The sequence below is a fragment of the Streptomyces sp. NPDC006134 genome, from assembly GCF_040628835.1.
Taxonomy (GTDB): domain Bacteria; phylum Actinomycetota; class Actinomycetes; order Streptomycetales; family Streptomycetaceae; genus Streptomyces.
Genome location: NZ_JBEXTV010000007.1, coordinates 120,960 through 138,661, shown reverse-complemented (window position 1 = coordinate 138,661; position 17,702 = coordinate 120,960). Strand labels below are relative to the sequence as shown.

The 17,702-nt window shown below is 70.6% G+C and carries 20 protein-coding genes, 1 tRNA gene and 1 pseudogene; 11 read left to right on the top strand and 11 right to left on the bottom strand.

From position 1 onward, the window contains the following. Window positions 1-2,165: tetratricopeptide repeat protein (locus ABZ340_RS06855; RefSeq protein WP_358780681.1), on the bottom strand; the 2,165-nt coding region annotated here is incomplete at its 3' end. Beyond that, window positions 2,162-2,581: a hypothetical protein gene (locus tag ABZ340_RS06850; RefSeq protein WP_358780680.1), complete on the bottom strand. Its 420-nt coding sequence runs from the start codon at window positions 2,579-2,581 to the stop codon at window positions 2,162-2,164. The genes ABZ340_RS06850 and ABZ340_RS06855, both read right to left, overlap by 4 nt. Window positions 2,582-2,767: 186 nt before the next feature. Here ABZ340_RS06850 and ABZ340_RS06845 point away from each other — a divergent pair, with 186 nt between their 5' ends. The 3 genes and pseudogenes from ABZ340_RS06845 (at window position 2,768) to ABZ340_RS06835 (ending at window position 3,825) form a co-directional block, all read left to right on the top strand. Further along, a complete protein-coding gene (locus ABZ340_RS06845) occupies window positions 2,768-2,899 on the top strand; it encodes a hypothetical protein (RefSeq protein WP_358780679.1) in 132 nt (43 codons plus the stop codon). A 198-nt stretch (window positions 2,900-3,097) separates the two neighbouring features. Further along, window positions 3,098-3,367 carry a type II toxin-antitoxin system prevent-host-death family antitoxin gene (locus ABZ340_RS06840; protein ID WP_358780678.1) on the top strand — a complete coding sequence of 90 codons (270 nt, stop codon included), beginning with the start codon at window positions 3,098-3,100 and terminating at the stop codon, window positions 3,365-3,367. Then, a pseudogene (locus tag ABZ340_RS06835) lies at window positions 3,357-3,825 on the top strand (type II toxin-antitoxin system VapC family toxin). Before ABZ340_RS06840 ends, ABZ340_RS06835 begins: the two are co-directional and overlap by 11 nt. A gap of 642 nt (window positions 3,826-4,467) precedes the next feature. Here the strand turns inward: ABZ340_RS06835 and ABZ340_RS06830 are convergent. Further along, complete coding sequence (locus tag ABZ340_RS06830; protein WP_358780677.1) at window positions 4,468-5,016, bottom strand: NUDIX domain-containing protein; 549 nt, start codon at window positions 5,014-5,016, stop codon at window positions 4,468-4,470. Between the two features lie 29 nt (window positions 5,017-5,045). Beyond that, the gene (locus ABZ340_RS06825) at window positions 5,046-6,383 is read right to left on the bottom strand and encodes a transcriptional regulator (protein ID WP_358780676.1); all 1,338 of its coding nucleotides are present in this window, start codon (window positions 6,381-6,383) and stop codon (window positions 5,046-5,048) included. A 128-nt stretch (window positions 6,384-6,511) separates the two neighbouring features. Here ABZ340_RS06825 and ABZ340_RS06820 point away from each other — a divergent pair, with 128 nt between their 5' ends. From ABZ340_RS06820 to ABZ340_RS06795, 6 genes are all read left to right on the top strand, one after another. Beyond that, the gene (locus tag ABZ340_RS06820) at window positions 6,512-6,937 is read left to right on the top strand and encodes a hypothetical protein (protein WP_358780675.1); all 426 of its coding nucleotides are present in this window, start codon (window positions 6,512-6,514) and stop codon (window positions 6,935-6,937) included. Next, window positions 6,934-7,107, top strand: a complete 174-nt coding sequence (locus tag ABZ340_RS06815; RefSeq protein ID WP_358780674.1) for a hypothetical protein — start codon at window positions 6,934-6,936, stop codon at window positions 7,105-7,107. Before ABZ340_RS06820 ends, ABZ340_RS06815 begins: the two co-directional genes overlap by 4 nt. 293 nt (window positions 7,108-7,400) lie before the next feature. Then, on the top strand, window positions 7,401-7,637 hold the full coding sequence (locus tag ABZ340_RS06810) for a DUF397 domain-containing protein (RefSeq protein ID WP_358780673.1): 237 nt from the start codon (window positions 7,401-7,403) through the stop codon (window positions 7,635-7,637). Window positions 7,638-7,707: 70 nt separating this feature from the next. After that, window positions 7,708-8,226, top strand: coding sequence for a hypothetical protein (locus tag ABZ340_RS06805; RefSeq protein WP_358780672.1), 519 nt, complete (start codon window positions 7,708-7,710; stop codon window positions 8,224-8,226). A gap of 14 nt (window positions 8,227-8,240) precedes the next feature. Continuing rightward, entirely contained in the window at window positions 8,241-9,137 is an 897-nt protein-coding gene (locus ABZ340_RS06800) for a cupin domain-containing protein (RefSeq protein ID WP_358780671.1), read from the top strand. 204 nt (window positions 9,138-9,341) lie between these two features. Beyond that, the gene (locus ABZ340_RS06795) at window positions 9,342-9,656 is read left to right on the top strand and encodes a hypothetical protein (protein ID WP_358780670.1); all 315 of its coding nucleotides are present in this window, start codon (window positions 9,342-9,344) and stop codon (window positions 9,654-9,656) included. A 43-nt stretch (window positions 9,657-9,699) separates the two neighbouring features. Here the strand turns inward: ABZ340_RS06795 and ABZ340_RS06790 are convergent, their stop codons facing one another. Together ABZ340_RS06790 and ABZ340_RS06785 are read right to left on the bottom strand one after the other, a co-directional pair. Continuing rightward, window positions 9,700-10,164: a hypothetical protein gene (locus ABZ340_RS06790; protein WP_358780669.1), complete on the bottom strand. Its 465-nt coding sequence runs from the start codon at window positions 10,162-10,164 to the stop codon at window positions 9,700-9,702. Window positions 10,165-10,412: 248 nt separating this feature from the next. After that, a complete protein-coding gene (locus ABZ340_RS06785) occupies window positions 10,413-11,339 on the bottom strand; it encodes a hypothetical protein (protein ID WP_358780715.1) in 927 nt (308 codons plus the stop codon). Between the two features lie 418 nt (window positions 11,340-11,757). Here ABZ340_RS06785 and ABZ340_RS06780 point away from each other — a divergent pair, with 418 nt between their 5' ends. Then, the gene (locus tag ABZ340_RS06780) at window positions 11,758-12,525 is read left to right on the top strand and encodes an IS5 family transposase (protein ID WP_358780668.1); all 768 of its coding nucleotides are present in this window, start codon (window positions 11,758-11,760) and stop codon (window positions 12,523-12,525) included. Between the two features lie 95 nt (window positions 12,526-12,620). On the opposite strand, the gene ABZ340_RS06775 is transcribed toward ABZ340_RS06780, so the two are convergent. Further along, window positions 12,621-12,693 (bottom strand) — tRNA-Arg (locus tag ABZ340_RS06775). 272 nt (window positions 12,694-12,965) lie between these two features. Further along, window positions 12,966-13,238, bottom strand: coding sequence for a GntR family transcriptional regulator (locus tag ABZ340_RS06770; RefSeq protein WP_358780667.1), 273 nt, complete (start codon window positions 13,236-13,238; stop codon window positions 12,966-12,968). A 368-nt stretch (window positions 13,239-13,606) separates the two neighbouring features. On the opposite strand from ABZ340_RS06770, the gene ABZ340_RS06765 reads away from it, so the two are divergent. Next, window positions 13,607-13,876: a hypothetical protein gene (locus ABZ340_RS06765; RefSeq protein WP_358780666.1), complete on the top strand. Its 270-nt coding sequence runs from the start codon at window positions 13,607-13,609 to the stop codon at window positions 13,874-13,876. Between the two features lie 126 nt (window positions 13,877-14,002). On the opposite strand, the gene ABZ340_RS06760 is transcribed toward ABZ340_RS06765, so the two are convergent. The 3 genes from ABZ340_RS06760 to ABZ340_RS06750 all read right to left on the bottom strand — a co-directional run bounded on the left by ABZ340_RS06760 (window position 14,003) and on the right by ABZ340_RS06750 (window position 17,527). After that, entirely contained in the window at window positions 14,003-14,638 is a 636-nt protein-coding gene (locus tag ABZ340_RS06760) for a TetR/AcrR family transcriptional regulator (RefSeq protein ID WP_358780665.1), read from the bottom strand. Window positions 14,639-14,755: 117 nt separating this feature from the next. Then, window positions 14,756-15,742: a DsbA family protein gene (locus tag ABZ340_RS06755; protein ID WP_358780664.1), complete on the bottom strand. Its 987-nt coding sequence runs from the start codon at window positions 15,740-15,742 to the stop codon at window positions 14,756-14,758. 75 nt (window positions 15,743-15,817) lie between these two features. Next, entirely contained in the window at window positions 15,818-17,527 is a 1,710-nt protein-coding gene (locus ABZ340_RS06750; protein ID WP_358780663.1) for an IclR family transcriptional regulator C-terminal domain-containing protein, read from the bottom strand. Between the last annotated feature and the right edge of the window lie 175 nt (window positions 17,528-17,702).

The window sequence follows — 17,702 nt, the reverse complement described above, 5'->3', positions numbered from 1 at the left end:
CACTGGGTGAGGGTGGTTTCGTACAGGGGGATGGCTCGCTGTAAATCCCCTGCCGCCTGGTAGGCGCCGGCGAGGTTGTTGCGGCTGGCCAGGGTCTGGGGGTGGGTGTCGCCCAGGATCTGTTCGCACTGGGTGAGGGTGGTTTCGTACAGGGGGATGGCTCGCTGTAAATCCCCTGCCGCCTGGTAGGCGCCGGCGAGGTTGTTGCGGCTGGCCAGGGTGTGAGGGTGGGTGTCGCCCAGGACCTGCGCACGCTGGGTGAGGGTGGTCTCGTACAGGGGGATGGCCCGGTGGAGGTCTCCTGCCGCCTGGTAGGCGCCGGCGAGATCGTTGCGGCTGTTCAAGGTCTGGGGGTGGGTGTCGCCCAGGACCTGCGCACGCTGGGCGAGGGTGGTCTCGTACAGAGGGATGGCTCGCTGCAGATCCCCCGCCGATTCATAGGCGTAGGCGAGGTTGTTGCGGCTGTTCAGGGTGCGGGGGTAGGTGTCGCCCAGGACCTGCTCGCGCTGGGTGAGGGTGGTTTCGAACAGGGGGATGGCTCGCTGTAGATCCCCCGCCGCCTGGCAGGCGAGCGCGAGGTTGTTGCGGCTGGTCAGGGTGTGGGGATGGGTGTCGCCCAGGACCTGCTCGCGCTGGGTGAGGGTGGTTTCGAACAGGGGGATGGCCCGCTGTAGATCCCCCGCCGCCTGGCAGGCGAGCGCGAGGTCGTTGCGGCTGATCAGGGTCTGGGGGTGGGTGTCGCCCAGGACCCGCTCGTACTGGGCGAGTGCGGCCGCGCGCAGAGGGATGCTGTGGGCGTCGCGTCCCTGGTGGTACAGGTACTGCGCGGCGGCGTGGTAGGTGTCGGCGGTGTGGGGCGATGCCGGGCTGTGGGGCGGTGTGGAGTCGGCGACGGCGACGACGTGGGGCAGGAACTGTTCCCACCGTGAGTGGTCCGCGCCCTCGTCGGGCATGGCGTGCAGGATGAGGAGTTCGGCGTCCTGCCGGCCGGGCGGGTACCCGTCGGAACCGGCGGGCCGGTGACGCAGGACGGTCTGCACGAGGCGGTGGACGCCGATGCTCTGGCGGTCGGCGCTGTAGGCGATCATGTTGTACGCGTACAGCGCGCCCAGGGCCTCGCCGAGGGCGAGCGGGTCGGGGCAGAGCGGGGCGAGCAGGGCGCGGGGGATGGCGTCGGGCGCCAGCCAGGCCACGGCGTTCAGCAGGGTGACCGCCTGGGGGCTGCGGCGTTCCACGGCGGTCAGGGTGTGGTGCCAGATGCGGGCGATGGTGCGTTCGGGATCGATCCCGCCCGCGGCCGCGTCCATGACCTGCCCCAGCATCCGCCGGTAGTCGGCCGGCGGGGTGCCGGTCTCGAACAGGTAGGCACCCGCCTGCTCCAGCGCCAGCGGCAGACAGCCGAGGTCGGCGGCCAGGGCGGCGGCGTCCCGGCGCTGTGCCGGCGTGGGGGTGTGTTCCGGCCCGAAGGCGAGGGTGCACAGCAGGTCCACGGCCGCGTCGGGATCGAGCAGGCCCAGGGGCATGGTGGGGGCGATGGCGTGCCAGCCGGTCGCGGTGCGGCTGGTGGCCAGGTGATGCCCGTCCGGGAGGGCACCGAGGTAGTGGCGCAGGTCGGCGGGGTCTTCGACGTTGTCGAAGACGAGCAGCCAGCCGGGGTGCCACTGCAGCCACAGCATCGCCCACGCCGCCCGCTCCTGCACACCCGTGGCCGCGGCCCACTGCGGGCACAGCCGCGTGGCGAGGGAGGCCAGGCCGGTGACGATCTGCTCGGTGCTCGTGGCGTTGATCCACCACACCAGCGTGTACGTACGCCGGTAGGTGTGGGCGTAGTGCAGGGCGAGCGTGCTCTTGCCGATCCCGCCCAGCCCGTGGACCGCCCGCACCCCCGGCACCTGGGTGACCGCGGCCTCCCCCTCGGCGGTCAGCAACCGGCGCAGCTCGGCGAGCTCGTCCCGGCGCCCGACGAACACGCCGGACGCGGACCCGGGCAGGTTCCCGGCGCCCGGCGGCGCGTCCACCTCTCTGGCCCAGCGCACCGCCTCGGCCGGCAGCACCACCACCCGGGCTCCGTCCCCGGTGACCGCCACCCCGACATCGCCGCCCACCGCCATGGACCGGGCCCCCGTCGCCTGAGGGCCCTTTCCGGCTGTCGTCCTGTCCGTCATGGCCGGATCGTCGTGTGGTCCCCGGTGACGGCCGTGCCGATGGTCCTGGCGGCGATCGACCGCTCACCCGAGGCCGTCACCTGTACCGTCTCCCCGGCCGCGGGCAGCAGCCGGGCCAGTTCCGCCAGCAACTCGGCGTCCTCGCGCAGCGCACGCCTGACCTGCAGGCGCACAGCGGCCGCCGCGTCCGCGTCGTCCGGCGCCTCGGCCGCGTCCTGGACCGCGGCCTCCAGCTCCGCCCGCCCCCGCTCGTCCCGGCGGCGCCACACCGCCTGCAGGATGCGCCGCCCCAGATTCGCCGTGGCATCCACCGCCGCGCTCTCCGCCCGCGTGAACACCGCCGCCCCGTACGCACTCACCGCAGTCGCCAGATACGGCCCCGCCTGCTCCACCAACTGCACGATCTCGGCGCTCACTCGACCCCCCGGTACTCGCGGCCACAGGTGACCCAGCGTAGGAACACAGCCCTCGCTCACACAGCCCAACGCGCAAATCACCCCGAGCGGTTCCACCCGCCGCCCGGGCGGCAGATCGCGGAAGCCGGTCGTCTGGATGCCGGCGTACTGGCCGAAGCATCCGCCGGGGTTCTCGGACCGAACACGGTGAGGGCGCCCCCTGACGTCGTCGCCCGCTCCGCAGAGGCGCTCGGCGGGAGGCCGGCCCTGGTCGCGGACTTCGGCGACCACGCCCTGCACATGCCGGCCGGCGGTGATCAGAGCAGTGCGGCGGCGTAGCCGTCTCCGGGTGGCGGCCTTGGTGAGACCGCGAGCGCTCGGAGCCGGGACGGTCAGGGAGTGCTTCGGCTGCCCATGACGACGGCCGGTCAACCCGGCCGCTCGCCGCGTCCACGGCCGGAAGTTCGTCAGCGCAGGTTTCCAGTGCGTGGTGCTACCCGGTAGCACCACGCAGCACCGCACGCTGCCGTGGTGGATATGGGCGTTCAGCCCGAAATCACCCAGCGGGATCTGCGCAACCGGTCCCGAGAGATCATGGACGCCGTACAGGGCGGCCAGTCGTTCACCGTCACCCGTGACGGACACCCGACCGGGCAGCTCGTCCCTCTGCGGCGACGCCGTCGATTCGTCTCCCGCCAGGAGTTCGCCGCGATGTCCAGGACCGCTCCCGACATCGACCTCGACACGTTCCGCGCCGACCAGGGCGCCACGGCTGAGACCTACCTGGACGATCCCTATGCCCGCTGATCGCTCGACGTACGAGCAGGGACTCCTCGACACCGACATCATGATTCTGCGCCGATGGGTGGCTCCCGAGGAACTCCCGGACGAAATGGCGATCACCGCCATCGCCCTGGCCGAGCTGTCCGCCGGTCCGCACGAGGTCCGTCGCAACGACGAACAGAGCATCTACGACGAACACGTCGAACGCGCCCGCAGGCTCGACGTCCTTCAGCGCGCCGAGAACGAGTTCGACCCCCATCCCCTTCGACGCCGACGCGGCCCGCATCTACGGCCGTATCTGCGCGTCGGTGATCAGCGCCGGCCGCAAGCCACGTCGCCGGGTGGCCGACCTGATGATCGCCGCCATCGCCGTGGCCGAGGACCTTCCCCTCTTCACCACCCACCCCGACGACTTCAAGGGGCTGGACGATCTCCTCACTGTCGTGCCGGTCACCCGACCGAAGGTGCCCCACGAAGGCTGATGCCAGGGGGCCAGGCCGATGGGAACGCAACGGACCCTGCGCTGCGAGCGCGGCACGGACACGATCACGCAGCAGGGCCGGTTCGGACGGTAAGCCCCCGAACCGGCCCTTTGCCGTGTGCCCCGGCAGGATTCGAACCTGCGACCCCCGCTTTAGGAGTTAGATCACGCCTCGGCACTGCCGGGGAGCTACCCGGCGCCACTGGCCATGCCGGACCGCCTATGCGTGCTGGTGTCCGACGCCGTTGATGTCACTCGTGGATGTCAGAACAATGCAACCCCGCGCGCTCGCTGGCACGATGGGCCCGTGGTCGATCTGGAGCGCATCAAAGCAGAGAGTGTGGCCTGCTTCCGAGCACTCGATGAGAACGCCACCCTGCGGGCCCGCAGGGCGAGCCCGGGCCGCAGGGACCCCAGGGTGAGCGGGGCCCGGCCGGGCCGGACTGCCCCGACGGGTACAGCCTCCAGCCGCCGGCCGACGACCCTGATGCCCTGGTGTGCCGCCGGGACGGCGCCCCGCAGCCCGAGCCGACCACGACGACGAGCCCGCCCTTGATCCTGAGCGACCGCCGCCGTCTGTAAGAACCGCCCCCTGCATGGCTCTTCGCGGGCCGTGCAGGGGGCTGCTTCGTCATGCCTGGGATCAGCGGAGGCGGAGGTGGTGGAGCATCAGCAGCGCGGCTACGGCGTTCGCCGACCGGACCTCGCCACGGGCAATGAGCTCGGGAACCGCGGCCAGCGGCACCCACTCGCGACGTGCGGACTCGAAGTCGTCACGGGGCTCGCCCACCTTCTCGGCCCGGTCTGACCAGTACACCCGGTGGTGACTCGTGGAAATGCCCGGCATCGGGTCGACCGTGAGCAGCAGGCGCATCGGGCCCGGGCGCCAGCCAGTCTCTTCCTCGAATTCCCGCGCCGCCGCCGCAGCCGGGTCCTCGCCCTCGCCGGTCCCGCCCGAAGGTAGCTCCCACCCCCACGCGCCCGTGATGAACCGGTGCCGCCACAGCAGCAGCACCTCGTTCGCCTCGTTCACGACCGTGGCCACGGCGACCGGCCGCAGGCGGATGACGGTGTGGTCGAGGTGCCGGCCGTCGGGCAGCTCCACGTCGGCCATCGTGACCTTCACCCAGCGGTTTTCGTACACGGTCCGTTCGGACAGGTTGCGCCACTCGGACACTGGCTTGCCTCTCATCGGGTACGCCACCTATCCCAGCACACCGGTCACATCGGGATGCGCAGGGTGTTGTTGATCCGTTCGACGACCTCGGCGGTGGCGCTGCTGTCCAGGCCGACCATGCCGCGGCGCAGCTTGACCAAGCGGTCCCGCAGCCGCTGGGACTCCATACCCTGCATGGAGTCGAGCACGGTGCGGGCGGTGGCCGCCGCCAGCTCGGCGTCCCCGGCCCGTAGCTGGCAGTCCGTGAGCGTGGCCAGCCGGTGCACGCGGCCCCGCTCGTGCGTCTGGGTGGCCACAGCCTCGGCGGCGTACGCCTGCGCGGGGCCGGTGTCGCCGAGCCTCATGAGCGCGTCCGCCATGTTCGCCTCCAGGAGGCCGGGTTGCACATAGCCGGTCTCGGCCGGTTCCTCGTCAGGCCGGATCTGTCCGGCGGCCGTCTCCGCGGCCGTCATGGCGCGGCGGGCCGAGGTGTGGTCGCCCATGCGGGAGAACGCCTTCGCCTGCATCGCGTGCAGATCGCAGGCCAGCGCCGGGGAGATCGCATGCCCGGCAGTCCGCAGCCCGGCCTCGGCGAAGGCGACCGCCTGCCGATACTCCCGCATGTACAGCGCCTGGTTGACCAGCAGCGCTATCACGTACCCGCCGAACGCCCGGTCGCCGCTGGCCTTCGCCAGGCGCAGCGCCTGGTGGAAGTACCGCTGTGCGAGGCCCTGGGCGTCGGAGTCGTACGAGCAGATCCCGGCGACGGCAACCAGGCCGCCGACCGCGCGGTGCAGCTCCCGCCCAGTCGCGTCGGAGTAGGCGCCGCGCAGCAGCGGCGCGGTCTCGAAGTTCAGAAACTGGAGGACGCGGGCCTTCGTGGCGACGCCGCCGGCCTTCCGGTACATCTGCTCGTAATGGGCGCGGGCGCCGCGCAGCTGCTCGACGTCGGACATGCCGACGCGGGGAGTACCGTCGCGGGAGACATCGGCATCCTCGGGCGGGTTCTCCCACTCCCACACCGGCCCGACGGCCGGAAGACCGGTGATGACAGGCGTCTGCCGGAGGTCGGGGCGCTGCTGGTGGTCGCCGCGCCAGAGCGCGGTGGACCGTTCGATGAAACCGGCGAGCGGCGTACTGCTGGGCGGCGGGGTGTTGTCGTTGCCCATGCCGATGTCCTCCAGGGTGAGCGACCGTCCGAGGCGGGCGGAGAGGACGTCACAGATGAGCGTGGGGGTGAGGCCCCGGGGCAGTTGCCCCTTCAGCCAGCGGATCACCGAGCTGTGGTCGTAGCGCAGGGTCAGGCCACGAACGGCGCCCGCCTGGTTGATCCGCGCGGCCAAGCCCTTTCGGGAGACTCCAGCCTCGTCGAGCAGTGCGTCAAGAAGTGTGTTCGGCTCCATGCGTGCCCCCGGCTCACTCACTGTGTGGAGCCTAACGACGGAACGATCACACAGTGTGTGAATCCAGCGATGCGACTCGCACTCCGTACACACTCCCGCACCGGAGGTCAGGTCGACAGCATCGCCTCATGACGACGCACACCAGGGCCGCCGAGCCCGTAGAGACGGAGCCCGGCGTGCTCACCGACCTGCCACGGTGCCGCTCGCTGGCCAGCTCCGGAACGAGCCTGGCGAGCACCACCCAAGAGATCCCGCCCGAGGTTCTGGCCCTGCTCGTCCTGCCCGACTTCGACACGCTGACCTCGGACCAGGTTCGCGGTGCCGTCTGCGTGTGGGGCACGGAGCGGCTCACCACGGAGACCTCCGTCGACCTCGGCGAGCAGACCGGCGAGGCCGGGCACTGGTGGCCGCGAGCCTGCCACCAGCACGCCGGCGTACGCGCGTACCTGGCGCTCTATGCGCACGTCGCCCTGTGCGAGCCCTGCGTCGACGACGTCGGCCAGTGCGAGACCGGCCGCGCCCTGTCCCGGCTCATCAGGCGATACCGACGATGACGACGCCGACCCAGTACACCGCCGAGCAGCTGCGCGCCGCCGCCGAGAGTGCTGGCCGCGCGGCCGGCTACTGCTGGCTGCCGCACCCGGAGAGTGGGCTGCACTGCACCCGGCCGCCGCACCAAACCGGCCCCCACGAGCACACCTACCGGCACATCGAGTGGCACTGACTCCCGCCGGCATGCGGTGCTCCCCGCTGGCCGTGACCCGAGGCATCGCTGATGGCGTTCACCAGCTCGTGGAAGACCGCGACCCGCGGCCGGTCGACCCGCCGCTGAACTTCTCCCTCTGCACCGCCCGCAGACCAGGGCGGTGCCCCAAGCCCCCGCCCGCCGGCATCGCCTGGTGGACGGGTCTGCAAGGCGCCCGCCCCAGGCCCCAACCCTGGACAGGTCGATCCCTGGGGCGGACGGCATCACGGCCGGAGACCGTCTCTCCAACCTCAGATCACTGGAGGTCAGTGATGAAGGACCTGTACGAGCTGCCCGTGGCCGACACGCCCGTCAAGAAGTGGTGCGGCGGCAACCTCGGCGGCGACAACGAGACCTGCGTGGCCACCATCCCCCTCGCCGGTGTCGCGGACGCGTTCGCCGTCGTGGACTCCAAGCCCGCGGGTAGCGGCAAGGAGCTGCGCATGACCGGCGCGGAACTCGACTCGTTCGCCATCGAATGGGCCCGGAGCCGGGGCCTGGCGCTCTAGGCTGACCGTCCACCTCACGCACCTCACGGGCCGCCCTTGCGCGCGGGGCGGCCCGTCCCGGAAGGACGCCATGACCACCATCGCACCGGAGGAGCCGAGGCTGACCAGCCAGACCTGGCGCGGTCACTGGCACGGTTTCGGGCCCTGGATCGGCGACCCGAAAGCGTACGCCGCAGAGGGGAACAGGCGCCCCGCCCATCCCGTCTTGCCCGTAGCACCGGACATCGTTGACCGGTACCACAAGGCCGCGCAGGAGTTCAGCACCGGCACCCTGCCTCCGCTGATGACCGGGCACTGGCTGCTGAAGAAGGCGCAGGTAACTCGCGCACTGACCTGGACGGACGTCGGTAAGGCCGTCGTCTGGCTGGAGCAGCAGTACCTCGAAACCCCGCCATTCGAGCGGACGGACGGACAGCAGGCGTACGTGGGGCTGGACGTCACACTGGCGTACGCGCGGGACGCGCTGCCACGCGGCGTCGATGTCTCCTGCGTCTACTACACCCCGTCCCGCAGCCTGTTCGCCGCCCAGATCGTCTGCTGCCCGAGCCTGCACCACCCGGATCTGCCCTGCCCGCTGCCGCCCTCATGACCCGTGAGGAACCCGTGTCGCTTCGCTTGCTGCTGCCCCCCGAAGGGGTGAAAGACCTGCTGGCCTCCTGGCCCGACCAGCCCCGCGTGTACGAGCGCGGACGGACGAAGGTGGACGAGGCCATGAGTCTCGACCACTTCACCGAACTGATCGAGACCGGCTGCGTACCACCCGACGAGATCGCCGTCATCAAGGCCGGCCCGTCCAACCGAACAGCGTTCCTGACGAACGGCCGCACCGACCCGACCAAACTCAGCCGACTGCGGGACCAGGGCTACACCATCCGCTTCGGGAACATGCAGCGCTGGCTGCCCGCCTTTCACCGCATCTCGCAGGACATCCAGCAGGAGACCGGCTACTCGAACTACATGCACGCCTTCCTCACGCCCGCGGGCGAGCAGGGTCTGCTGCACCACTGGGATCAGCAGATGGCCGTCATCGTGCAGGTGGCCGGCACCAAGACCTGGCAACTGTGGAAGCCGCCGGTCGAGGCCCCGATGCGGGAGTACCAGGAGTCCTTCCGTGTGTGGCGTGAGGAGTTCATCCCCATGTGGGAGGCGGCCGGCCCGGACCTTACGGTCGAGCTGACGGCCGGGCAGACCCTGCTGCTGCCCCGAGGCTGGGTCCACAACCCGCACGCCCTGGACCAGGAGCAGCCCAGCCTGCATCTGACCTTCGCCATCCGCGAGCGCACTCCGCTCTGGCTGGCCGAACAGCTCATCGCGCGGGCGATCGAGGAACCGGACTTCCGCCGGATACTCCTGCCCGCACACCTCGAACTGCCCGCCCTTGTCGATCAGCTGAGAGATACGCGGCAGGCCCTCACGTCCTTCCTCAGCAAGCTGGACATGACCGAAATGGCACAGCGGACCCGTCTGGCGGCCCTCACCGAGCTGGAGTACACCACCTGACTGCTCCGCGCCGTCGCGCCGACCCCGCCCCTCCGCTCCCTCCGTGGTGGAGAGGCGGCCCGTATCCCCCCCGTCGGAGGCGGGCCGCTCACCGGACGAAGTCCTCCAGCGGCACACCGATCGCCTCGGCGAGCCGAATCAGTTGATGTCACTCGTGGATGTCAGAACAATGCAACCCCGCGCGCTCGCTGGCACGATGGGCCCGTGGTCGATCTGGAGCGCATCAAAGCAGAGAGCGTGGCCTACTTCCGAGCGCTCGATGAGAACGCCACCCTGCGGCACCACTTCCGCCACGCTGACGAGGAGGGCGGCTTGTGGTACATCGAGGCCGTACCCGACCGCGGCGAGTTGATCGTCATCAAGCAAGCCGAGCTCACTTCGGCAGGACAACTCCACCGGTACAGCTGGGAGTACCTGGAGGACGAGCACGGTTGCCTGACAGACCAGGCGATCGATCCTGAGGAAGACCCGCTGGAAGCCGTCACAGTCGATGAGTTCCAGCGGGTGTGGGCTCGGTAAGCGCGCCTGACGACCCCTACGTGCAGAGGCGCTGGCAGGCGCATCAGAGATGGCGCTTGGACGCGCTGACCAGTCGACTGATGTCGTCGCGGGTCTTCACCCTGCGCTGGTCCAGTTCGGTCCTGCTGTCCGTCTTGGGCAGGGCTGTGACGTCCGCAAGTGCAGCTTCTGCTGCCTCGCTCAAGGCGTCGTCATCGGTGAGCATCTGCACCCGGAAGAGAGCTTCTTGGGCGTTGGAACGCAGGTCGTATGCGCGGATTCGCACCACGCTGGGGTCCTCGTGCGGTGGTTGTTCGTGTTCGCAGAACCAGAGATGTACCAGGCAGCGGCGGTAGTTGATGAGTGCGCCGGCGTAGGCGGAGTGAGCATCGAGTCGCTCCTGGCGGAGCCTCTCATGGCGGGTGAACTGATGCCCCTTGTCGGTAGTGCGCTGCTGAAAAGCCAGGGTGAGCCCCGAGCCGAGCAGAGTCCCCAGAACGGCTATGGCACTGGCGATGATGGTCTCCACACCCCAAGCTGATCACGTATCGCCGACCGGACACAGTACCCGCTCTGCTCTTACGCCATCGTGATCTCCAACTGTGGTGGTGGGGTGCTTGAGCCTGGCCCGAGCCGTTCACCTGTGTTCATGCCCGGTTGGTCGGAGGGGTGGACAGGGCTCGGAGCCTCCCCTGAACGGCTGTGAACGGGGCTGAATAAGACGGTAAGTGAGACGGTGCCGCCGGGGCAGGCCGTTCAGGTCTTCCCAGGTGTCGCTCAGCTTGCCTGTGCCTTGTCCGCCAGCACGGCGAGGTCGGCGGTGTCTTCGGACGGTGGTGCCTCGACGGTCACCGGCTGGTTGATGTCGAGGAAGGTGATGGTCAAGTCGAGGGGGGCGCCGTCGGTGAAATCGAGCGGCTTGCCCTCGGTGTCGCCCCGTGTGGCGCGCGTATCGCCCCGCATGCGGAACTGCTTGGTGTGGTTGTCGTCTCCGATCCACAGATCCATGGTGAGCATGTCGTCGATGCGTAGCATCATGAACTGATCAAGGTTGTTGATCTGGCGCTCTCGAGCCGCCTTGTTCGCGGCAGCGTCACGGGCGGCTCTGATGTTGCGGCTGGTGACCGTTCCTCTGTAGTGAGTGGTCCGGGTTCCGCCGATCGTCTCCGTCCCAATCCTTCGCACGTCCTTGGAGGCGGTCAGGATCATGGACTGCGTGGTCGGGTTACCTTCAAACTGAGCCGGCAGTACCTGGTAGGACTGGTTGTCCATCGCGCCGTGTCCCCATACGGCCGGATGGGCGCTGAACCAGCTCTTGCCGTCCAGCTTTCCGGAGCTGATCGCAGTCCCGCTGACGTACATCACCTCGTCGACGAACCGGATCTCCAACTGGCCTTCTCTGCCCTGGTCGGTCGCGTTCATCTTCATCTTCATGACCGCCGGTTCCGTGCGCATGGATGCCTCGGCCTCCAGCCGGCCCTTCTCCGGCACGGTCCCGGTGACCCGGTAGTGGAGCGACGTGATGCGCTCAGAGTTCGCCGCCGCCTTCGCCACGGCCGTCGCAGGTGTCACCGTAGGCGAGCCCTCACTCGCGGAGTCACTCGCCGAGCCCCCTCCGCAGGCAACCGTTCCGCCAGCGAGCAGCACAGCGGCGAACGCCACGCTCGTCACTCTGCGCGGTACGGAACCACGCAATGAAATCATCATAATTCCCCCCGGAATCAGGTGGCTGAACCATTTCAAGGCTGCGAGGGTATCCCGGCGTGTGTCCTGTGATCGCTGAAGTTCTGGTGGGTCACGCGACAGACCGCACACGCCTGCCCACACGAGGCTCTGCGGACTCGGACTCTCAGCTCGGGAAGCTGCGAACATTTGCGGGTGGTTCGGCCGCTGACCTGCGCTGATGGTTGACCTGCACCCTCGCCGGTGCCGCTGGCTTTCACCGTGACTCTCCGCTGTTCCCCGCTCGATCTGGTGCGCTTGTGGTGCGGGGCCGACGGACACCGTGGCAGTGAGCCCTTTCCAACCTGGGCGCTGGACAGGACGGTTGGGCTGCCAGGCAGGTGAAGCCCCTGGTAGATGGGTTTTCGACCAAGAGAACCGTCTCCACCAGAGGCTTCATGTGCTTGTCTACCCGTCGGGCATCGACGTGTCCAGCTCTGCCCTGCGCTTCCTGTCCGCCAAGCTCCGCCGACACCGTCACGAGCTCGGAACCCGGTGGCGGCGCCTGAGCCCGGGCCGGCAGGCCCTGCTCACTCTCGCCCACCTTCGCAACGGCCTTCCGTATGCCCGGCTCGCGGCCGGGTTCGGCATCGGCACCACGACCGCCTACCGGTACGTCGCCGAGGCCGTCGAACTCCTGGCCGCACTTGCCCCAGCCCTCGAGGAGGCAGCCCGTACGGCATCGACGAAGGCATTCGTGCTGCTGGACGGCACCCTGCTGCCCATCGACCGCATCGCAGCAGACCGCCCCTTCTACTCCGGCAAGCACAAGAAACACGGGATGAACGTGCAGATCCTGGCCGATCCGTCCGGTCGGCTGCTGTGGGCCTCTCCGGCTCCGCCCGGTGCCGTCCACGACGTCCGGGCCGCCCGTGAACACGACATCGTCCGCACGCTCACGGACGCTGGCATCAAGTGCTGGGCCGACAAGGGATACCGAGGCGCCGGAGGCACGGTCCGCGTCCCGTACTGGGGACGCTGGGAGACACTTTCCCGAGGTCAGAAGGCTGTCAACCGGTCTCACGCCAAGATCCGGACCCTGGTCGAGCAAGCCGTCGCCACCCTCAAGTCTTGGCGACTCCTCCGCAAGCTGCGGTGCTCGACCACTCGCGTCACAAGCCTCGTCCGAGCCATCGTGACTCTGCATTTGGCCAGCTCAGGCCAATGATGGAAAAGGCTCAGTGGCACGCGTGTGGCACGGCCTCGAACACGATGAAGGGCCAGCCCGGGAGGAAGCCCCTCCTGAGCTGGCCCTTTGCTCTGTGCCCCCGGCAGGATTCGAACCTGCGACACCCGCTTTAGGAGAGCGGTGCTCTATCCCCTGAGCTACGAAGGCGGGGCCTGCGGAAGACCTTGCTGGAGATCCATTGAGTGGATCTTCAGGCCGGTCGCGCAAGCCTGCTGGTCGGACGGTTCCCGCGACGCCCGCCGGGAAGCCCCGGACAAGGGTGTCGCCGGATGCCCGGCTGACTGATGACAGGGTAGCGGATGCGTCTGCTTGGGGGTGGGGCATGGGCCTGCGCTTTCCCGTGGCAGGGAACGCGTGCGGTGGCTGGCGAACGGATGGAGCGCTTCGCCGGCCCCTCGGGCTCGGCTGCGGGGCCTTGCCTATGCGGAGGGCTCGGAGGTTTCAGGGGAGGGCGGCAGAGGGTCGACCACGAACGACCCGCGAGCGCGCACGGTTACGACCAATCCCCTGTCCCGGAGGATGTCCAGCGCGCGGCGGACGGTGCCCGGGCCGACCTTGTAGTCGTGCGTCATCGTCAGCTCTCCGGGGAGCCGGGTGCCGGGCGGGTACTCGCCGGAACGGATCTTCCGTTCGATGATCGCGGCCAGCTGTTCGTACACATACTGCGGCGAGTCGGGGCTGATCTTGTCCACCTTTTGACCGTAGAGCGCCACCCTCCACTGCGCATTACTTAGTACTACTACCAACCACTACCCACCACTACCGTCAGAAGGGTAAGGTTCGGGCTCAGCCAGAACGCCCCGACGGGAAGGGTGAGAGCTTCCGCGCCGGGGCTGAGCCGACTGAGTAGGAGTCGACCTATGCGCAGCCTACTGGCCGCGATCCTGCACTTCCTTCTGCCTCCGAGTGGGGCGCACCGTGCCGACGCGCCGCCGCTTCTCGCCGCCCGTCCGGCCGTTTCCGGACGACGTCCCGTGTCTTCGTGTCCGCATACGGAGATGATCGCCGTCGACGGTCTGCCTCTGGTCCGGCCGTACGTCGCCGTGTGGGAGGCCGCCGTATGAACGGGTGGCGTCCCCGCAGCATCGGTGTCGATCCGGCCACCGGCAAGGAGGCGTTCGTGGTCGCGCGCCCCGGCGGCTACCTCGAGACGCTGGCCGACCTGCATGCCCTGGAGGCAGCCGCCGTGCTGGTGGCGGTCGTCGGGGCCGTACTGGAGTCGGGTGAGGCTTCGGATGTCGAACTCGCCGCCTTCGTGTCGCCGTTGCACGCGGCGCTCGACGAGTGCGTCGGCATGATGGCGGATCGGGTGGAACGGATGGATCGCTGAGGTTGGTGGGAGGGGCGGTCGTTCGGCCGCCCCTCCCGAGGGGCGGGAGTGGAAGCCGAGGGTGTCGGGTCCCGGCGGGGCGCCTGGACGGGTCAGGGGCGAGGCCGGGTCAGGGGCGAGCCCGGGTCAGGGGCGAGGCCGGATCAGGGGCCAGGCGAGGCGGGCCAGGTGGTCGGGGCTGAGGGGGGTGTCCGGGGCGCCGGTCGCGTCGAAGGTTCCCTCGGCCCAGTGGGTGATCAGTGCGACCAGGCCGCCGCTGACGTAGTGGGCGCGTACGGCGCTGTCGATGCCGTCGGCTCCTGTGTCGAGGGCGAGTTGTTCCCGCCACGCCTCGGCCAGGCGGCGTTCCAGGCGGGCGGTGAAGCGGGAGCTGCCGTCCTCGCCCAGCATGCGGGCGTACAGGGGGCGGTGGCGGGCGACGTGGGTGAAGAGGGTGACCAGGTGGCCCGGCGGGGTGTCCGCGTCGGGTGCCCGCCGGTCGTCCGCGGCCGGCGCCGTACGGCAGGCGCGGACCGCTTCGACGAGGGCGCTCATGGCGCTGTCCGTGGCGTCGAGGAGCAGGTCGTCGCGGTCCTTGTAATGGAGGTACACCGTCGCCCGGTTGACCTCGGCGCGCTTCGCGATGTCCGCCATCGTGATCGTGTCCAGGTCGCGTTCGGCGGACAGGTCCAGGAGCGCGGTGCGCAGTCGGGCCCGGGTACGGCGGACGCGGGGGTCCAGGGAGCCCTCGGAGTCCTCGTGGGGGTGGGGGGCGTTCGGCATGCGGGCAGCTTTCACGTCTCGTGCCGTCAAAGCAACGTGTGTCGTGGGAGGGAGGGGAGGGGCGTGGGGTGTGTTCGGTGGTGGGCAGCGGGCGGTGGGGGAGGCGGGGGTTTGGGATCAGTGGCCGTACGACGGTGTCATCGCCGTCGCCAGCCGCAGGTGTCCCGCCGCCTCCGCGCTTCTGCCCTGGCGCTCCCGGGTCCGGCCCAGCAGCAGGCGGGCGTAGGAGTCGTCGGGGGAGGTGGCGACCAGGTCCTCCAGGGTCGCCGCCGCTCTGCCGAGCTGGGCGGAGTGGAAGTAGGCGCGGGCGGCCAGCGTGCGGACGCCGCGGTCCGTGGCCGTGGTCCGGTCCTCCAGGAGGGGGGCGAGCAAGGTGAGGCAGCCCAGGGGGTCGCCGAGGTCCAGCAGGGACTCGGCCTCGCGGAAGCGGCGTACTTCGGGAGGGAGGGGGCGTTCGGTCTCGCCCGCGGTGGCGTGGAGGAAGTCGGTGATGACCTCCGGCGGCTGGGCTCCGGGGAGGGCCCGGCCCGCGACGACGAGGGTCGGCGAGGTCTTGATGCCCCTGGCCTTCCCCGACAGCAGCAGTTCCCGGACGGTCCGGTCGCCCGCGCCCTGGGCCAGGAGGTCGCCGCCCTGCAGGAAGCCGGCCTGCCGGGCGATGTCGGTGAGCACCTCGGGGGCGCTGATGTCGCGGGCCTCGGTGAAGTGGGCCCGCAGCAGGCCCTCCGCCACGGTGTTCTGCAGGGAGGACCCGCCCTGTTCGTGGGCCACCGCCAGGAGGCGGTGGGCGTCGTGGCTGTTCGCCCGCCAGGCCGCTCCCCAGTGCGGGCCGATGCCCTCCTCCGCGGCGATGCGCGAGACCCGTACCCGGTTCTCGGCCGGCGAGAGGCCCGGGGAGCACTGCCGCAGCGCCCCGTCCACCAGCGGGTCGCGCAGTTCCCCGGCGAGCGGAAGGGCGCGGGGCGGGGCCATCGGGTCGATGCGGAAGGGGCGCCAGACGACCTCGACCGGCTCTCCCCGCCAGTCGGCCAGGGCCCGCTCCAGGCGGCGCTTGCCGATGTATGCCCACGCGCAGACGACGTCCGCCCAGATCTCCGCTCTCATGCCCGCGTACGTTATTCGACGCCTGTCGTTTAAGCAACAGGTGTCGTGGAGGGTGGGGGGACTCTCGTGGGGGCGTCAGGTCAGGGGGACTCGTCTGAATCTCCCCGCCACCCGCAGGTCGCCCTCGATGCGGTCCGCCGTCTCCCTCAGCTCCGGCAGGATCTCGTCGACGCACGCCTCCAGCGTGCGCCGGGCCGCGTGCATCGCCACGTTCACCGCGGCCACCGTCCGGCCCGTGCCGTCGCGGACCGGGACCGCGATCGAGCGCAGGCCCTCCTCCAGCTCCTGGTCGGTCAGGGCGTAGCCCTGCGCCCGGACCCGGTCCAGCAGGCGGGCCAGCTCCGCGGGGTCGGTGACCGTGTGCGGGGTGAGGGGGCGCGGGTCGCCGAGGGCGCGGTCCGGTGCGGGCAGGCCGGCCAGCAGGACGCGGCCCAGGGCGGTGGCGTACGCCGGCTGCCGGGTGCCGACCGTGATGTCGACGCTCATCACGCGGCTCGGGGTCACCCGCGCCGTGTACTGGATGTCCGCGACCGGGCCGGGGGCCGTCGCCGGGCCGCCGGGGCCCGGCGACGGGCGGTCCGACAGGACGGCCAGGGACGCCGACTCCTGGACGCGGTCCGCCAGGGCGGCCAGGTGGGGCTGGGCGATCTGGGGGAGGGACGTGCGGGAGAGGGGCGGGAAGCCGAGGGAGAGGACCCGGGGGGTGAGGGTGAACGCGCGGTCGGAGGCCGGCGCCACCAGGCCCGCGTACTCGTACGTGATCAGTGCCCGGCGGGCCGTCGCCCGGGCCAGGCCCGTGGCCTTCGCGACCTCGGCGAGGGTCAGCTCCGCCCGGCCCTCACCGAAGGCGGTCAGGACGGTGAGGCCGCGGGCCAGCGACTCGACGAACTCCCGGCCCAGTTCCTGCTTCGACGCCCCCGTCCAGCCGGCCAGGCCCGAGGGGGCCGCGCCGGGTACCGGCGGCGGCGCGGTGCGCAGGTCGTCCTCCATGCGGGCCACCGCCGACCGCAGGCGCGGGAGGAGGGTCTCGCGCAGCCCCTCGGCCGTGTGGCGGCTGGTGTGGCTCACCACGCTCGCCACGCACGCCACCCGGCCCGTACGGGGATCGCGCACCGGTACGGACACGGCGACCAGGCCGGGCTCGATCAGCTGGTCGTCCAGCGCCCAGCCCTCGGCCGCCGCCCGCGCCGTACGACGTTCGAAGTCGGCGTCGGGGGCGGGCCGTTCGGCGGGCGGTACGGCGGGGAAGCCGTGGTCGTGCGGGTCGGCCGCCCGGCGGGCGCGCCAGCGGCGCCAGTCGGCGTCCGTCCACTCGGCCGCGAACAGCGGGCCCGGCGCGGTGCGTTCGGCCGGGAGCAGGTCGCCGATGCGGAAGCTCAGGGACATCGCGCGGCGGCGGGTCGCCTGGTGGATGAAGCGGATGCCGTCCCGGTCGCCGACCGCCAGTGACACCGACTCGTCCAGCTCGTCGGCGAGGGCGTCCGCGCGCGCGTCCAGCAGGGCGGGCAGGCGCAGGGCGGCCAGGTAGGCGTTGCCCAGCTCCATCAGGCGGGGGGCGAGGGTGACGTCCCGGCCGTCCGGACGGACGTACCCCATGCGGGAGAGCGTCGCCGTGATGCGGTCGACGGTGGAGCGGGCCAGGCCGGTGGCCCGTTCCAGGTCGCTGAGGCTGAGTGTGCCGCCCGCCTCGGTCAGCCGCCGCAGTACGGCGAGACCGCGCAGCAGCGGGGCGACCGCCTCGGCGGGTACGGCGCCGGCACCCTCGGGGGTGTCCGTCGGGGGCATGGGGGGCATCGGGGGCATCGGGTCTTTCGGTGCGGCGGTCGGGCGTCCGTCGGGGTGTCCGTCAGGTGTCCGTCGGGGTGTCCGTCGGGGTGTTCGTCAGGTGTCCGTCGGGGCGTCCGTCGGGGTGTCCGTCGGGTGTCCGTCAGGGCGTCCATCAGGGGCGGGGAGGCCCCTA

Coding starts and splice junctions, on each gene's coding strand:
- ABZ340_RS06810 (WP_358780673.1), top strand. CDS start 7,401: ATGAAGGACCTGTACGAGCTGCCCGTGGCCGACACGCCCGTCAAGAAG.
- ABZ340_RS06785 (WP_358780715.1), bottom strand. CDS start 11,339: ATGATTTCATTGCGTGGTTCCGTACCGCGCAGAGTGACGAGCGTGGCG.
- ABZ340_RS06750 (WP_358780663.1), bottom strand. CDS start 17,527: ATGCCCCCGACGGACACCCCCGAGGGTGCCGGCGCCGTACCCGCCGAG.
- ABZ340_RS06830 (WP_358780677.1), bottom strand. CDS start 5,016: ATGAGAGGCAAGCCAGTGTCCGAGTGGCGCAACCTGTCCGAACGGACC.
- ABZ340_RS06765 (WP_358780666.1), top strand. CDS start 13,607: ATGAACGGGTGGCGTCCCCGCAGCATCGGTGTCGATCCGGCCACCGGC.
- ABZ340_RS06805 (WP_358780672.1), top strand. CDS start 7,708: ATGACCACCATCGCACCGGAGGAGCCGAGGCTGACCAGCCAGACCTGG.
- ABZ340_RS06815 (WP_358780674.1), top strand. CDS start 6,934: ATGACGACGCCGACCCAGTACACCGCCGAGCAGCTGCGCGCCGCCGCC.
- ABZ340_RS06760 (WP_358780665.1), bottom strand. CDS start 14,638: ATGCCGAACGCCCCCCACCCCCACGAGGACTCCGAGGGCTCCCTGGAC.
- ABZ340_RS06840 (WP_358780678.1), top strand. CDS start 3,098: ATGGGCGTTCAGCCCGAAATCACCCAGCGGGATCTGCGCAACCGGTCC.
- ABZ340_RS06825 (WP_358780676.1), bottom strand. CDS start 6,383: ATGGAGCCGAACACACTTCTTGACGCACTGCTCGACGAGGCTGGAGTC.
- ABZ340_RS06755 (WP_358780664.1), bottom strand. CDS start 15,742: ATGAGAGCGGAGATCTGGGCGGACGTCGTCTGCGCGTGGGCATACATC.
- ABZ340_RS06820 (WP_358780675.1), top strand. CDS start 6,512: ATGACGACGCACACCAGGGCCGCCGAGCCCGTAGAGACGGAGCCCGGC.